General features: G+C 68.1%; 16 protein-coding genes. 12 read left to right on the plus strand and 4 right to left on the minus strand.

Translation table 11 applies throughout. The features are described 5' to 3' along the window. The first annotated feature begins 57 nt into the window (after window positions 1-57). From A3CE_RS56990 to A3CE_RS56995, 4 genes are all read left to right on the plus strand, one after another. A complete protein-coding gene (locus tag A3CE_RS56990; RefSeq protein ID WP_020646353.1) occupies window positions 58-255 on the plus strand; it encodes a hypothetical protein in 198 nt (65 codons plus the stop codon). A 140-nt stretch (window positions 256-395) separates the two neighbouring features. Then, a complete protein-coding gene (locus A3CE_RS0143245) occupies window positions 396-803 on the plus strand; it encodes a VOC family protein (RefSeq protein ID WP_020646354.1) in 408 nt (135 codons plus the stop codon). A gap of 103 nt (window positions 804-906) precedes the next feature. Then, window positions 907-1,377: a helix-turn-helix domain-containing protein gene (locus A3CE_RS58145; protein ID WP_020646355.1), complete on the plus strand. Its 471-nt coding sequence runs from the start codon at window positions 907-909 to the stop codon at window positions 1,375-1,377. Beyond that, window positions 1,266-2,048 (plus strand): IS630 family transposase, encoded by a 783-nt coding sequence (locus A3CE_RS56995; protein ID WP_211231871.1) that lies wholly within the window; start codon window positions 1,266-1,268, stop codon window positions 2,046-2,048. Before A3CE_RS58145 ends, A3CE_RS56995 begins: the two co-directional genes overlap by 112 nt. A gap of 13 nt (window positions 2,049-2,061) precedes the next feature. On the opposite strand, the gene A3CE_RS0143260 is transcribed toward A3CE_RS56995, so the two are convergent. After that, window positions 2,062-2,964, minus strand: coding sequence for an endo-beta-N-acetylglucosaminidase H (locus A3CE_RS0143260; RefSeq protein WP_020646357.1), 903 nt, complete (start codon window positions 2,962-2,964; stop codon window positions 2,062-2,064). Between the two features lie 281 nt (window positions 2,965-3,245). Here A3CE_RS0143260 and A3CE_RS0143265 point away from each other — a divergent pair, with 281 nt between their 5' ends. From A3CE_RS0143265 to A3CE_RS0143280, 3 genes are all read left to right on the plus strand, one after another. Continuing rightward, window positions 3,246-4,196, plus strand: coding sequence for a GlxA family transcriptional regulator (locus A3CE_RS0143265; RefSeq protein ID WP_020646358.1), 951 nt, complete (start codon window positions 3,246-3,248; stop codon window positions 4,194-4,196). An 87-nt stretch (window positions 4,197-4,283) separates the two neighbouring features. Further along, window positions 4,284-5,009: an alpha/beta fold hydrolase gene (locus A3CE_RS0143270; protein ID WP_020646359.1), complete on the plus strand. Its 726-nt coding sequence runs from the start codon at window positions 4,284-4,286 to the stop codon at window positions 5,007-5,009. 318 nt (window positions 5,010-5,327) lie between these two features. Beyond that, on the plus strand, window positions 5,328-6,236 hold the full coding sequence (locus A3CE_RS0143280) for a TIGR01777 family oxidoreductase (protein WP_020646361.1): 909 nt from the start codon (window positions 5,328-5,330) through the stop codon (window positions 6,234-6,236). Window positions 6,237-6,360: 124 nt separating this feature from the next. Here A3CE_RS0143280 and A3CE_RS0143285 read toward each other — a convergent pair whose 3' ends face one another. Continuing rightward, the gene (locus A3CE_RS0143285; protein WP_020646362.1) at window positions 6,361-6,966 is read right to left on the minus strand and encodes a TetR family transcriptional regulator; all 606 of its coding nucleotides are present in this window, start codon (window positions 6,964-6,966) and stop codon (window positions 6,361-6,363) included. A gap of 82 nt (window positions 6,967-7,048) precedes the next feature. On the opposite strand from A3CE_RS0143285, the gene A3CE_RS52570 reads away from it, so the two are divergent. From A3CE_RS52570 to A3CE_RS59460, 4 genes are all read left to right on the plus strand, one after another. Next, on the plus strand, window positions 7,049-8,515 hold the full coding sequence (locus A3CE_RS52570; RefSeq protein WP_051183831.1) for an FAD-dependent monooxygenase: 1,467 nt from the start codon (window positions 7,049-7,051) through the stop codon (window positions 8,513-8,515). 231 nt (window positions 8,516-8,746) lie between these two features. Continuing rightward, window positions 8,747-9,163, plus strand: coding sequence for an alpha/beta fold hydrolase (locus A3CE_RS0143295; protein WP_245589686.1), 417 nt, complete (start codon window positions 8,747-8,749; stop codon window positions 9,161-9,163). A 231-nt stretch (window positions 9,164-9,394) separates the two neighbouring features. Continuing rightward, window positions 9,395-10,558, plus strand: coding sequence for an epoxide hydrolase family protein (locus A3CE_RS0143300; protein WP_020646365.1), 1,164 nt, complete (start codon window positions 9,395-9,397; stop codon window positions 10,556-10,558). Window positions 10,559-10,934: 376 nt separating this feature from the next. Beyond that, the gene (locus tag A3CE_RS59460) at window positions 10,935-11,063 is read left to right on the plus strand and encodes a hypothetical protein (protein ID WP_020646366.1); all 129 of its coding nucleotides are present in this window, start codon (window positions 10,935-10,937) and stop codon (window positions 11,061-11,063) included. Between the two features lie 233 nt (window positions 11,064-11,296). Here A3CE_RS59460 and A3CE_RS0143310 read toward each other — a convergent pair whose 3' ends face one another. Next, window positions 11,297-12,277 (minus strand): helix-turn-helix domain-containing protein, encoded by a 981-nt coding sequence (locus A3CE_RS0143310; protein ID WP_043791407.1) that lies wholly within the window; start codon window positions 12,275-12,277, stop codon window positions 11,297-11,299. A 249-nt stretch (window positions 12,278-12,526) separates the two neighbouring features. After that, entirely contained in the window at window positions 12,527-13,105 is a 579-nt protein-coding gene (locus A3CE_RS0143315; protein ID WP_020646368.1) for a TetR/AcrR family transcriptional regulator, read from the minus strand. 90 nt (window positions 13,106-13,195) lie between these two features. Between A3CE_RS0143315 and A3CE_RS0143320 the strand changes: the two genes are divergently transcribed. Beyond that, window positions 13,196-14,161, plus strand: coding sequence for a ketopantoate reductase family protein (locus tag A3CE_RS0143320; RefSeq protein ID WP_020646369.1), 966 nt, complete (start codon window positions 13,196-13,198; stop codon window positions 14,159-14,161). Window positions 14,162-14,326 lie beyond the last annotated feature (165 nt).

Raw genomic sequence — 14,326 nt, forward strand, 5'->3', positions numbered from 1 at the left:
CGCTTTGCTCGCGGCTAGCTCACCCAGGCCAAGGACCTCGACGCGGTCCGGGCCGCGTTGGGCGAGCAGAAGGTCAGCTTCTTCTACGGCTACACCGGACCCGGCCAGGCGTATGCGAGCCTGTTCCCGCACCGCGTCCGGGCCATGGCGATGGGCAGCCCGCTCGACCACAGCGTCGCGCACTCGTCGTGCTCGGAGCGGGCGAAGCCGGCCGGGTCGTCGCCCGCGGTGGTGCCGGCGATCATCATCGGCTGAGCGCGGGTGCCCATGCCGGTGCGCATGGCGTCCCACAGGTTGTCGAATCCGGCGCCGCGCGATCGACGTACGGGTGAGAGCGGCCTTGCACCGGGCCGTCCGAACACCCCAAGTCAGCGCACGCGATGGAGGTACTGCGAATGAGGACCCTGCACGTCGGACTGCGGGTGACCGATCTCGATCGGTCGCTGGCGTTCTACGCCGCCGTCGGCTTCGAGGTCGTCGGCAGGGTGCCCGAGACGCCGATCGGGCAGCTGACCATGCTCAAGCTCCCCGACGACGAGTTCGTCACTCTCGAACTGGTTCACGACGGCAGGCCGGTCGACCGTGGCACCGACGTGAGCCACCTTGTCGTGCAGGTCGGGTCGATGGCCGACACGCTCGACGTGCTTGCCGGCCACGGGATCGAGCCGGTCGCTCCCGGGCAGGAAAGGGATGACGGGCTGATGACGGCGTTCATCGCCGACCCGGACGATCGCCGGATCGAGCTCGTCCAGTGGCCGGCGGGCCACACCGACGGCATGACCGCAGCCGACTGGCCAGAGTAGCCGCGACAATCTACTAGTAGCGTGTCGCTGCTTAGTTCTGGCCTGCTTGGCTGGGATGCTGTTGTGTGGCAGGTCATTCCCCTGCCGGACAAGGACGGTTCTCGTGCCCTCGCAGAAAAAGCGGCCGGTCAGGTTGACCGCACGGGATCGTGACGACCTGCTCCGGGTGACCACAACGGGTGTCCACCCGGCGTCGATGATCATGCGGGCGCGGGTGCTGCTCGCACTGGACACCTCGGCCGGTGAGGTAGACGCGAAAGAGGCGATCGCGGCCCAGGTCGGGGTCTCGGGTGAGACGCTGAGGCTGGTCGCCAAGCGCTTCGCCGAGACCGGCGGTGACATCTGGGCCACGATCGAGCGCAAACAGCGCGAGCATCCGCCGGTGCCCTCGCCGGTGACCGGTGAGGTCGAGGCCCGGCTGATCGCCCTGGCGTGCTCGGCCCCGCCGGCGGGGCATGCCCGGTGGTCGCTGCGGCTGTTGGAGAAGCACGTCGCGCTCATCGAGGACATCCCCGACCTGGATCACTCCACCATCGGCCGGGTCCTAAAAAAACGGAACTTCGTCCTCATCTGAAGAAATGCTGGACCATCCCGCCGAAGGCGAACGCGGCCTTCGCCGCGGCGATGGAAGACGTCCTCGCGGTCTACGCCCGGCCCTACGATCCCGCCAGACCGGTGGTGTGCATGGACGAAAAGCCCTTTCAGCTACTCGGCCATGTCCGCGAACCGCTGCCTGCCAAGCCCGGCCAGGACCTCCGCGAAGACAGCGAATACATCCGGTGCGGCACCTGCTCGATTTTCGTGTGGGTCGAGCCCCTGCGCGGCTGGCGCCGCGTGCACGCCCTGCCCCGGCGGACCAGGATCGACTGGGCCGGGCAGGTCAAACAACTGCTGACCGTGGACTATCCCGACGCCGAGACCGTGGTGCTGGTCATGGACAACCTCAACACCCACAGCATCGCCTCGCTCTACGAGGCCTTCGAACCCAGCGAAGCCTTCGCGCTGGCTCAGCGCCTGGAGATCCACCACACCCCCAAACACGGGTCCTGGCTCAACATCGCCGAAATCGAACTCTCCGCACTGGCCCGGCAATGCCTCGACCGCCGCATCGACAACCTCGACACCCTCAACACCGAACTCACCGCCTGGCAACACGCCACCAACACCGACCAACGCCAAGTCCGCTGGCAGTTCACCACCGACGACGCACGCATCAAACTCCGCCACCTATACCCCAAGATCTAGCAGCGACAACCTACTAGGGCCTGTACACAGCGTCCTTGCCGTACAGGGGCTTGGTGAAGCTGGAGATGTAGGTGTGTGAGTCGGCGGCGCCGAGGTTATAGGTCAGGTACACGCCATAGCCTTCGCTCACGGTTCGCTGGGCGAGGCTGGCGGCGGTGCTGGTGGATGTCGCTGCGATCTGGACTGCCGCGGGGGAGAGCCCGGATTTGGCGAGGGCGATGTTCGGTACGCCCCAGGTGCCGTAGTAGGGATTCCAGGCGTAGGTGAACTTCGAGGTGATGTCGGTGCCGCCGTAGGACAACCGCGATGCCGCCGGGCCGATGTTGTACAGCGAGATCAGCTTGGTGGGCATCGCCGCGCGCAGGGCCGTGACGAGGTAGACGAAGGAGCTGGCGTTGGGCTGGCCGGTGCCGTTGTTGCCGTACTCGGTGTATTCGTCGTCGAAGTCGATGCCGTCGAGTCCGTACGTGGTCACGGTATCGGACAGCTGTTTGGCGAAGGCCGCGGCCGCTTGCTGGGATGGGAAGTTGGCGAACCCGGCGCCCTGGTGGTTGCCGAGGATCGACAACATGACCTTGATGCCCTTGGCTTGCAGCGGGCGGATCTGGGTGCTCACGTTGTCGAGGACGTTCTGCACGTTCGGGTTGAAGTACAGGTATGCCGACTTCGTCGCGGTGTCGTAGTTGATGTTGGCGGCGAAGATGACGCCGATGTCGAACACGTTGCCGCCGCTTTGGGCGAGCGCGTACTTGCCCACGTTCAGCATGCTGTTGTTGTTCACCTCGACGTAGGCCACGGTGATCGGCCCGGTCTTGCGTGGCGCGGCGGACGTACCAGCCGCACTCGTACCTGTCATCATGCCCGCCAAGAGGGCGGCGCCTGCCAGCAACGCGGTGATCCGGCCAAGCTTGACCACGGTAGATCAACTCCTGACGAGTGGTTTGAACCATTGTCCATGTATGTGCTTTTCCGGCACCTTGTCAAGAGCAGTGATCGAGCAACGCGCTGGGTACCTCGATCGGCCCACGCCGTTCGTCGGACCCGGCGCGTCGCCCCATCGGACTTGGCGTGGCTCACCAACTCTGTGCGCGACGGCACGAGCCGGACATCGAGTGAACGACCGGGGACCGCTCAGCGGCACGAGACGTTGGGCCGGCTGGTACTGGCAGTATGACCACGCATCGATAGAATACCGCCATGACCCGGCACCGGATGGTCGTCGTCCTGCTCGACGACGTCTTGCCCCTCGACTACGCGATCCCGGTTCACGTGTTCGGACGGGAGGCGTCGGAGGCGTACGACCTCGTGACCGTGTCCGTCGGTGGCAGCGCGGTGCCCGTGGCCGGGGGGACCACGGTGGTACCGGACGGCGGGCTGGAACTGCTGCGCCGGGCGGACACGATCGTCGTGCCGGGCTACGCCGACGCCGTGGAGCGTGAGCTGCCCGGGTCGTTGATGCGATCCCTGGCGGACGCGCACGGGCGAGGCGTCCGGTTGGTGTCCATCTGCTCCGGGGCGTTCGCCCTGGCGCGGGCCGGTGTCCTCGACGGACTGACCGTGACCACCCATTGGTCGTTGTGCGCGGAGCTCGCCGAGCGCTTCCCCGCGGTCACGGTCGACCAGTCGGTGCTCGTGGCCGGCACCGAGTCGGTCCTCACCTCGGGCGGGGTCACCGCGGGGGTGGATCTTTGCCTGCACCTGTTGAACGTCGATCTCGGAGCAGCGGCCGCGCGGCACGTCGCACGGCGGATCGTCATGGCGCCGCGTCCGATGCACGGCCAGCAGCAGTTCGTGGAGAAAGCAGTCGTCCCTCCCGGCGACGACGTCATCGCGCGGGCGCAGCAATGGATGCTCGTGTCGCTCGAACGGAACCTCTCGGTGAAGGAGGTCGCCGGCCGGTTCACCATGTCGGAACGGACCTTCCACCGGCGCTTCCGTGAGAAGACCGGCGTCCCGCCGTTGACCTGGCTGCGCGATCAGCGCATCGCCCGGGCCAAAGAACTCCTGGAGAACTCGGAACTGTCCATTCAGGACATCGCGCGCCGGGCCGGATTCGGCACGGCGGCCAACCTGCGGGTGCAGTTCCGGGGCGTGACAGGCGTTTCGCCACGGGAACATCGGAAGTCCTTCACCTTCGATCGCGCCTGACCCGCCCGGTGAGCATGGCGGGAAAGTTTCGATAGTCGGCAGTACTGCCACTGTCCGCGAAGGTCTCCTGAGGCGAGACTCGGTGTCATGCCGATTCAACTTCAGGAGATCGAATCCATGAACCAGCCGACCTTGGTCCTCGTCCACGGCGCCCTGACCGATGCCTCGGTGTGGCGCCGGGTCTCTGTGCGCCTGCAGGAGGCGGGCTATCCCGTCATCGCGCCGTCCTTGCCCATGCGCGACTTCGACGGCGATGTCGCCTACCTCAAGCAGTTCCTCGGCACGCTCACCGGGCCACTCGTGGTCGCCGCGCACTCCTATGCGGGGTCCGTCATCTCGGCTCCCGGCGCCTTGACCGAAGACGTCCGCTCCCTCGTGTTCGTCACCGCCTTCCAGCAGGACGCGGGTGAGACGGCCGGTGCGCTCAACGGGAAATTCCCGGGCAGCCTGCTCGTCCCGGAGAATCTTGTCGTGCGCGAGTATCCCGGTGGGGCGGAGATCTACCTTCGGCCGGACAAGTTCGGCGATGTCTACGCCGGCGACGCCGGTGCGCGTGACCAAAAGGTCCTCGCCGCCGCCCAGAAGCCCTTTGATCCGGCAACCCTGGAGGGCAGCTTCGCGAGCGCCGCGAGCTGGCACGCCTTGCCGTCGTGGGCTGTGGTGTCCACGCAGGACAAATCCATTCCCACCGAGGCGCAGCGGTGGATGGCCGAGCGGGCCGGCTCCACCGTTGTCGAGGTCGACTCCTCCCACGCCGTCCCGTTGGTGCACCCCGATGTGGTGGCCGAGGCCATCCTGAGCGCCGCGGGTTGAGCGCCGGTACCGATCCGGTGCGGACATCGCCATGCTGCGTGCGATCGCGTTCAGCGACACCGTCTCCGCGCCGCCTTCGCGCAGCTGGTCCATGGCGGCGGCCTTGATCTCGGTCACGATCTGGCGCCGGTATCGCTCGCGCCGGGTCGGCTCCTGCTCAGGCATCGGGAGGCACCTCATTTCACACTATGGGTTGACGCGGTATGACATGGCGATGCATAGTTACGGCCATTAACAAGGCGACTGAGGGTCGCGCAATGTTCGGGAGTTGGTCATGACTGGCTGACCTTTCCCTTCACCTGCAAGGAATCCGGTAACATGAAGATCACCATCTCCGGCGCGTCCGGTCTCATCGGCGGTAAGCTCGTCGCCCGCCTCCGGGAGCGTGGCGACGAGGTGACCGTGCTTTCCCGTTCCGCGAGCACCGACCCGTCTGTGGCGCGGTGGGACCCGCTGTCCGGGCCTGCCCCCATCGAGGCGCTCGCCGGCCGGGATGCCGTGGTGCACCTGGCGGGCGAGCCCCTCGGCCAGCGCCTCACCGACGAGGTCAAGGACCGCGTCCGACGGTCGCGCGTGTCCGGCACCCGCAACCTGGTCGATGGCCTGCGCGCCACCCCCGAAGCGGAGCGGCCCGGGGTCCTCGTCTCCAGTTCGGGCGTCGCCTACTACGGGCCGCACGGCGACGAAGAAGTCACCGAGGAAACCCCGCCGGGCGACACGTTCCTCGCCACGGTCTCCGTGGAGTGGGAGAACGAAGCAGCCGAGGCGGCCGAGTTCGGTGTCCGCGTCGTGCGTATGCGCACCGGTGTCGTCCTCGACGCTTCGGGCGGCACGCTGAAGTCGCTGCTCGCGACCTACCGCGCCGGGCTGGGCGGACCGATCGCGGGCGGCGCGTTCGCCGTGCCGTGGATCCACGTCGACGACATCGCCGGGCTGTACATCAAGGCGATCGACGACGCCTCGTGGAGCGGCGCCTACAACGGCACGGCACCCGAACCGGTCACCCAGCGGGAGTTCTCCAAGGCGCTGGGCCGCGCACTGCACCGCCCCGCCATCGTGCCGATGCCCGGATTCGCGCTGAGGATCGCCCTCGGCGAGATGGCGGACATGGTGACCACGGGCCAGCGCGCTGTTCCCCGCCGGGCCCTCGGCGGCGGCTATGTCTACGCGTACCCGCACCTCGACGCGGCGCTGAGGGCCGCGTTGAACCTTCCGGAACAAAGTTGATGGTGACTGGTCTCTCTTCGTCCATGGTGGACATGTGCCCGGACGGTGCGCCCATCGCGATGGGTGGGCCTCGATGCGCAGGTGCGGGTGTTCGAAGACATGGCTCGAACCGGAGCCGACGCGGTCACGAGGAGCTGACGATGGGCTCGTCGAACAGCAGGATGCCGCTGCGGAGGCGTTCGAGGACTTCCAGGGTGGTGTCGACGTAGCTTCGGTGGGGCTCGCGCGCGACGAGGGCCTGCGCGGCGAAGCGGGCGCCGGTCAGCGCTCCGGCGAGGGTCACGATTTCGATGTCCTCGGGGGTGCGGCCGAGCGCGGAGGCCACGAGGCGTGCGGTCTGCTCGACGTCCCACGCGCCGCGGGCCCGCAGTGCCGCGGCGATCTCGGGCACGGTGCGCACGAGCCGCATCCGCAGCTCCTCGTGGGCACGCTTCTGCTCGTCGAGCTCGGCGAAGGTGGCGCGTATCGCCTCGATCAGCGCGACCAGCAGCGGGGTGCCCACCGGGATCGAAGCGAGGGTCTCCTCGAACAGCGGGTCGACATCGTCGAACAGGACGACGTCCTCCTTGGTGGCGAAGTAGCGGAAGAACGTGCTGCGGGCGACCTCTGCCGCGCCGGCGATGTCTTCGACGGTCGTTGCCTCGTAGCCGCGCTCGGCGAACAGGCGCAGCGCGTGGCGCTGCAACTCGGCGCGGGTGCGCGCCTTTTTGCGTTCGCGCAGGGAGTCCACCTACCGAGTCTGACACATGCCTACCAAACAGGACTGAGTCTTATTTGCGACTCAGTCCTATTTTCCTGGTAGCGTGTCGGCCATGGATACGGACACAGATGTCACGGTCGTGGGGGCGGGCCCGACGGGCTTGGTGGCGGCGGGCGAGCTCGCTCGGCGGGGTCACCGGGTGACGGTGCTGGACAGCGCGCCGGCACCGTTCCCCGGTCCGCGTGGCAACGGCATCCAGCCGCGGACCTTGGAGGTGCTCGACCCCCTCGGGGTCACCGACCGGCTCGTGGCATTGGGTACGTTCAGGCTGCCGTTCCGGCAGTATGCGATCGACGGCACCGTGCGGGAGCGAGACCGGCATCCCGGGCTCGAGCCGACGCCCGGCCAGCCGTTCGCGCGGCCGTTGATCATTCCGCAGTGGCGGACAACGCAGGTGCTGCGTGAGCGGCTCGCCGAGTTCGGTGTCACGGTCGATCAGAACGCTCGCGTGGTTGCCGTGGAGCAGGACCAGGAGGGGGTCACCGCCGTCCTCGACGATCGGCGGCGCCTGCGCTCGCGCTATCTCGTCGGCGCCGACGGTGGATCGAGCACGGTCCGGAACGCGCTCGGGGTCGGCTTCCTCGGCGAGACCCACGACGAGGTCCGGATGCTGCTGGCCGAGGTCGAACTGGACGGGCTCGACCGCGACCATTGGCATACGTTCGACCTCGTCGGCGCCGGCGGTGCCGGGTTTCTCTCCCTGTGCCCGATGCCGGCGAGCCCGACCTGGGCGCTGGGGCTGCGCTCGCCCGACCCGGACATCCGGGCCGACGAGGCGACGCTGCACACCGTGGTCGACGGCATCCGCCCGCGGGTGCGCCTGCGCCGGATCGGGTGGTCCTCGACCTGGCGGCTCAACGTGCGGATGGCGGACCGCTTTCGCGTCGATCGGGTGTTCCTGGCCGGCGACGCCGCGCACGTGCACTCACCGGCCGGCGGCCAAGGCCTCAACACCGGGATCCAGGACGCCATCAATCTGGGCTGGAAGCTCGCCGCGGTGTTCGACGGAGCCGAGGACGCCCTGTTGGACACCTACGAGGCCGAGCGCAAACCGGTCGCCGCGGCAATTCTCGGGCTCTCCACTGAACTCTCTCGCCGCGTACTCGGCTCCGGTGCCGGCGGCTACGCCGATCGCCCGGCAGCCCTGGCCCGCCAAGGACTGCAGCTCGACATCAGCTACCGCACCGATCCCGGCGCGTCCGGCCTGCGACCAGGCGATCGCGCTCCGGACGCCCCGCTCGGCGACACCACACTGTTCCTGCTGCGCCGGCAAGCCGACTGGACGGTCCTGGCCTTCGACGGGATCACGGAACCCGTCGACGGTGCCCAGGTGCTCGACGCCGACGCCCTCGACGTCGACGGCCACTTGCGTCGGACCTACGAGCCGATTCCCGGCGAGCGCATCCTGATCCGTCCAGACGGTCACCTCGGGTGGCGCGGCACCGGCGCGGTGCCGGCGACCGGCACGCCGAGCGCACTCGGACACGCCGCACATCGTGGGTGCGGGGACCACTATTGATCACCGGGTTGGTCATCGCGTCGGTCAGCGTCCCGAACCGGATGCGACTTGACGGACTGTGTCGCACCGATGCATAGTGACGACCATTCGCACAGTGATGATAAGTAGCTGAGTTGCGGCGAACCGGCGGCCACGATGGAGATGAACACCGTCGCGAGGTCGCCGGGACCCAGTCCTGCCCGCCATGAGGACATCGATAGAGGACTTCGGCCACATGAAGGAAGTCGGCTCATGCACAGACGATCGATGATCGCGGGCACACTCGGCGGTATCGTCGCCGCTGCCGTCGGCGCCCCTCAACGGTTCCTGTCCCCGCCGGCACCGGCCGAAGCGGCGACCCCGAGCCACTCTGTCGGCGCGCATCGCATCCCAGAGTCCGCGGTGTCGGTCAACGGCATCACCCTGCACGTCGCGCAGCAAGGACGCGGCGCGCCAGTGCTGTTCGTACACGGTTTTCCCGACACAGCACGCACCTGGCGGCGACAGATGGCTGCCGTCGCCGCGGTCGGCTACCACGCCATCGCCGTCGACATGCGTGGCTATGGGCGCAGTTCGGCACCGGCAGACCCGAGCCAATACACCCCATTGCACCTCGTCGGCGACCTGACCGCGCTACTCGACGCATTGCACCACCCACTGAGCCGGTAGGCAGCGGTGGCGGCGCGACGAACCTCTGCCATCTTGTGCGGGAACGAAAACAGGTCGAGTTCGGTGGTCACGCCGAAGCGCAGAGCTTGGCCTTCGACGGCATATCGCGTCACGACTACTCCTGTGCATGCTCTGGTATATACTAACTCATGGATAGACTAACGCGGCTTCGGTTCGAGCGACGGAACTCGCGACCACGAAGTGCCGCACGCCAGAGGTAGCGAGGTAGTTGTGCCGGAATCCGAGTTTCATCCCGAGCCGTTCACCAGCCAGGCCGCCCCCGAGGCGCTCGCGGACCTTCGCGCACGGCTGCGGGCCACCCGCTGGCCGGATGCACCCGAGGATGCCGGCTGGTCTCTCGGCACGGACCTCGCCTACCTCCGCGATCTGGTCGCCTACTGGGCCGACGGCTTCGACTGGACGGCGCAGGAGAAGGCACTGTCCGCGTTCCCGCGCTTCCGGACCCGGCTCGACGGGCTCGGCATCCACTACGTGCACGCCCGGGCCGTCAACCCGGTTGGTCCGGTGCTGCCGCTGGTGCTCTGCCACGGCTGGCCGGACTCGTTCTGGCGCTACACGAAGGTCATCCCGCTGCTGACCGACCCCGGCGCGCACGGCGGCGACCCCGCCGACGCGTTCGACGTGGTCGTGCCCGACATGCCCGGCTACGGGTACTCCGACCGCCCGCCCGGTCCGCCGCTCGACGCGATCGCCGTCGCGGACCTGTGGGCACGGCTGCTGGACGGCCTGGGCTACCAGCGGTTCGGCGCCGTCGGCGGGGACATCGGCGCCGGCGTGAGCAACTACCTCGCGCTGAACCACCCCGAACGAGTTACAGCCGTCCACCGCATGGACGCGGGGGTGCCGGTCTACTCGGGAGACCCCGCCGACCTGACGCCCGAGGAGCGTGCCTGGATGGCGGATATGGCGGCTTGGGGCGCGGCCGAGGGCGCATACATGGCGATGCATCGCACCAAGCCGCAGACCGCGGCGGTGGGGCTCACCGACTCCCCGGCGGGGCTGGCCGCGTGGATCGTCGAGAAGCTTCGGGCGTGGAGCGACTCCGACGGCGACATCTCGCGGTCCTTCACGATGGACGAAATTCTCACCAACGTCACGATCTACTGGCTCACCGAGACCATCGGCTCGTCGATGCGGATGTATCGCGCGAACGGCGAGATCCCGCCCGCACAGCAAGCCCGCCGAGTCGAGGTCCCCTCCGGCTTCACGCTGTTCCCCGGCAACATCAGCCGGGCGCCGCGGACGTGGCTGGAGCGCACCACCAACCTCGTCCGGTTCACACAGGCCCCGCGCGGAGGGCACTTCGCGCCGCTCGAAGAGCCCGAGTTCTACGCGGCGGAACTGCGCGCCTTCTTCCGTCCCTACCGGGCCTGATTCCGCCGGCTGCCGGGCATCTCGGCGGCATCCATCGGCAGCGTTGTCGATGCCTGTGGTCGCCGATGGTCTGGTGAACGGCGCCTGAGGTCATCTGTCAGCCGGGGGAGGTGCTTGCCGAACAGGGCGAAGATCGCCTGCCCGGTCCTGAAGGAGAGCCGGGACGCGACGTTCACGGCGACCTGCGAGGGGTGACCCGTCGTTCAAGGGTTTCCACGGCCACGGCCACGGCCACGGCCACGGCGCGGTCGGTGCCTACGCGGCGGTGACGCGCGGGTCGCAGTACCTGTAGCAGGACAAAGCTCGCAACGGAACACCCCGGACAGGCAACCTGTCCGGGGCGTTCCGCGTCTACGGCGGGACCGGGGGAGGTTCGATGGTGGTGGAAGCAGCGTGGACGACGGCCCTCGCGGTGGCGACGCAGATCGTCGCCGGCCTCGTGAACCGGCGGCGAAGCCGGGCGATCCTGGCCACGGCCATCGAAGCGCTGGAGCCGAAGAGGTGATCGACTTGCGGGAAAGGCAGCGCGGTGCGGAACACCGTGCTGCTGCCGAAGGAGGCCCGGAATCCGCTTTCCCGTCGCCGGGCCTCACCACTCGCAGTGGCCCGAGGCCGACACGCCCAGCCATGCCCACATCTTGCTGATCGGGAAGTCGGCCTATTGAATTCCCGGTTTCCCGCTCGAGTTGCGCAACCGGGCACGTTCGGACACCGGCAACTCGGCGGGCATCCGCGTCCTTATTCCGCGCTTGCTGCCGCGCACTGCCGGCGGAAATCACGCGGCGACAGACCGTAAACATTGCGGAAGACCTGGCTGAAATGCGCGGGGCTGCTGAACCCCCACCGGGCCGCGATCGCATTGATCGGACGCCGGCTCAGGCGAGATTCGGCGAGTTCACGGCGACATTGCTCCAGGCGGCACTGGCGGATCCAGCCGGCGACGGTGTGCCCGTCCTGGTGGAACAGGCCATGGAGATACCGCAGGGAGATGTGGTGGGCTGCGGCGATCATGTCCGGAGCCAGGTGCGCGTCGCCCAGGTTCTCCCGGATGAAGGCGTGGATCTGGGCCATCAGCGCTCGCCGTCGTGCATGAGGTGGCACGACGCCCTGGACATCCAGCGCATGGGCCAACGCCACAGTCAGCACATCGACCGTCAGGGCCGACAACCGTTCGGCGTCGGACGGACTGAGTTCATGCATGTGCCGGGCGAGATGCAGCAGGAACTGCGATGACAACGCACCGACGCCCTCGGCACCCTCGAGCCGAATCGCGCCCAATTTCCGCAGTTCCCCAACGGGCAACGGAAGCAACGAGCGCGGAAATCGCAGGTGCAGCAACTGGCTCATGGGAATATCCGGCGCGAACTCGCCCGCAAAAGAACGCGAGGTATCATACAGCCGCAGATCTCCCACTCGGTACTCCGCACACTGACCGTCCTGCGTGACCACGCCACTGCCACGCACGAAGCAGCTCAGCTTGAACACTTCGGGATCTGCCTGGCGAGTGAGCTTGGGCGCCTGGTAGACGGAGTGTGGCGTCGTGGTCATCAGCGTCGCCTGCACTGAACCGAACTCGCAAATACCAACCTTCGCCCGAAACGCACCTTCCCACCGGGGATCACAGCGTAAATCATGGATGCCCCAAAGCTTCGAATTCAACTCGCGCCAGAAATCGAACCGTTCCCCTTTTGATACCTTCGCAGTGCTGATTACATCCATGATTCCCCCAAGTTCTGTCGCCGTGTTGTCGTGGCAGGACCGAACCAGCTGTCACCCGAGGTTACTGAGTGCGGCACGACAGGAAAAGCCCTGGCCGGCCAGGCCACTCGTGGATATGTCGCCGTGTTCAACGAGGATGTTGTGCGCCACTTCGTCGGGCAGGGCGGGTATCGAGCATTGCCTCCCGGTCATCCACCGAGGTTCTTCGGCGATGCCGCTTGGCGGCGGCCGGCCGGCGAATCGCGCGAGCTATCCGTCCGAGTGCGGTCGGCGCAGTCCGTCCAGCACGAGGGTGATGACGTCGTCGGCCTCGGCCCGCCACCGGGGGCGGTCGTGGGCCGCGCCGATGCCGTGCAGCGTCATCATGACGGCACCGGCGTCCACGTCGTCGCGAACGGCGCCGTCCCGCACGGCGGCGGCCACCAGATCGGTGACAGCCTGCTCCAGCGCCCGGCTGCCCTCGGCGAGCGCACCCGAGCGATCGGCCCACAGTGTTGCCAGTGTCCGGGCGAGGCCCTCGTGGGCGGCTATGTGGTCGACCATGCCGCGGAGGAAGGTCGCCAACGCCTCCGCCGCGGGCAGTGTGGCTTGCAGCCGGCGGGCGCGGTCGCACAGGGTGGCGACTTCCCCGTGGTAGACCGCCTCGGCCAGCGCCTCCCGGGTGGGGAAGTGGCGGTACAGCGTGCCGGTGCCCACCCCGGCCAGGCGGGCGAAATCATCGAAGCGCAGGTCGAAGAAGCCTCCGGCGTCGAAGACCTCCCGTGCCGTGGCGAGCAGGGCCTCGCGCTTGCGCTGGGCGTCGGCCCGCAGCGGCTTGTCGACGGTCATGCGCTCCCTCGCGTTGACAAATGGAGATGATCTCCATATTTTGAAAAGTGGAGATGGTCTCCAGATCAATCGTACCCCACGAGGTGCAGCGTGAAGATCCTGATGTTCGGCCGAGGCGTGATCGCCACGATCTACGGGTGGACCCTGCACCAGGCCGGACATGACGTCGAGTTCTACGTCCGGCCGGGCCGCGCCGCGGCGTACGGAGACGTGGTGGACCTCGACCTGCTCGATACGCGACGCCGGGTGTGGGGGCAACGCGTCGTCGAGAAGTGGCCGGTGCACTACCGCGAGGCGCTGGAGCCGGACCACGACTTCGACCTGATCGTGCTCAGCGTGCCGCACCACCGCCTCCCGGAGGCGACGGCCTTCCTGGCCTCGCGTGTCGGCCAGGCCACGGTGCTGGTCTTCGGCAACCTCTGGACCGAGCCGCCGGCCGCGATCGGCGCTCTCCCGCTCGACCGGGTCGCCTGGGGCTTTCCCCAGGCCGGTGGCGGTTTCGGTGCGGACGGCGTGCTCCGTGGGGCGCTCCTGCCGTCGGTCATCTTCGGCACCCTCGGCCGGCCCCCGGCCGACCGGGAGCGGGCCGTGCGCCAGGCGTTTCGCGAGGCCGGGCTCCGGCTCAAGGAGCAGCCCGACTTCCGAGGCTGGCTGTGGGTCCATTTCGTGTCGGATGCCGGTCTGCTCTCGCAGGGCCTGCGGCTGGGTTCCCTGTCCGAGCTGGCCGGGTCGGCGAGCGACTTCCGCGAGGCGTTGCTGGCCGGCCGCGAGCTGTTGCCGCTCCTCACGGCGCGCGGCATCGACCTGCGACGTCACCGGGGCGGTGCGCTGCTGTTCCGGGCGCCCACCTGGCTGACGGCCCCCGCGCTAGCCTGGCTGACTGCTCACGTCGCGCTGGCGCGCGTGAGTATCGAGGCGCACTCCGACCCCGACGCCGAGGAGCCGCGTGAGATCTGCCGGGACACTCTCGCCGAAGCACGACGGCTGGGCATCTCGGTACCACGGCTGGAAGCGGCGGAACCGAACTTCGCCCGTGAGGGGACGGGCCGAGCCTGAATCCATCGATGTTGCCGGTCCCGGTGGTCCACTGCGGCTCCTTGGCCCGCCGCATCCCGGAGCCAACCCGGTCGCGCCGCCTCCGCGCTGCCATCCACGGCCGGATACACCCCGCTGACCTGCGGAGACGGACAACATCAGGGTGGTATACACACGAGGTATACA

The organism is Amycolatopsis balhimycina FH 1894 (assembly GCF_000384295.1).
GTDB classification, from domain to species: domain Bacteria; phylum Actinomycetota; class Actinomycetes; order Mycobacteriales; family Pseudonocardiaceae; genus Amycolatopsis; species Amycolatopsis balhimycina.

Excerpts from the sequence above, each read along its gene's own strand:
- A3CE_RS0143245 (WP_020646354.1), top strand. The coding sequence starts at position 396 with ATGAGGACCCTGCACGTCGGACTGCGGGTGACCGATCTCGATCGGTCG.
- A3CE_RS0143265 (WP_020646358.1), top strand. The coding sequence starts at position 3,246 with ATGACCCGGCACCGGATGGTCGTCGTCCTGCTCGACGACGTCTTGCCC.
- A3CE_RS0143270 (WP_020646359.1), top strand. The coding sequence starts at position 4,284 with ATGCCGATTCAACTTCAGGAGATCGAATCCATGAACCAGCCGACCTTG.
- A3CE_RS0143280 (WP_020646361.1), top strand. The coding sequence starts at position 5,328 with ATGAAGATCACCATCTCCGGCGCGTCCGGTCTCATCGGCGGTAAGCTC.
- A3CE_RS52570 (WP_051183831.1), top strand. The coding sequence starts at position 7,049 with ATGGATACGGACACAGATGTCACGGTCGTGGGGGCGGGCCCGACGGGC.
- A3CE_RS0143295 (WP_245589686.1), top strand. The coding sequence starts at position 8,747 with ATGCACAGACGATCGATGATCGCGGGCACACTCGGCGGTATCGTCGCC.
- A3CE_RS59460 (WP_020646366.1), top strand. The coding sequence starts at position 10,935 with ATGGTGGTGGAAGCAGCGTGGACGACGGCCCTCGCGGTGGCGACGCAG.
- A3CE_RS0143310 (WP_043791407.1), bottom strand. The coding sequence starts at position 12,277 with ATGGATGTAATCAGCACTGCGAAGGTATCAAAAGGGGAACGGTTCGAT.
- A3CE_RS0143315 (WP_020646368.1), bottom strand. The coding sequence starts at position 13,105 with ATGACCGTCGACAAGCCGCTGCGGGCCGACGCCCAGCGCAAGCGCGAG.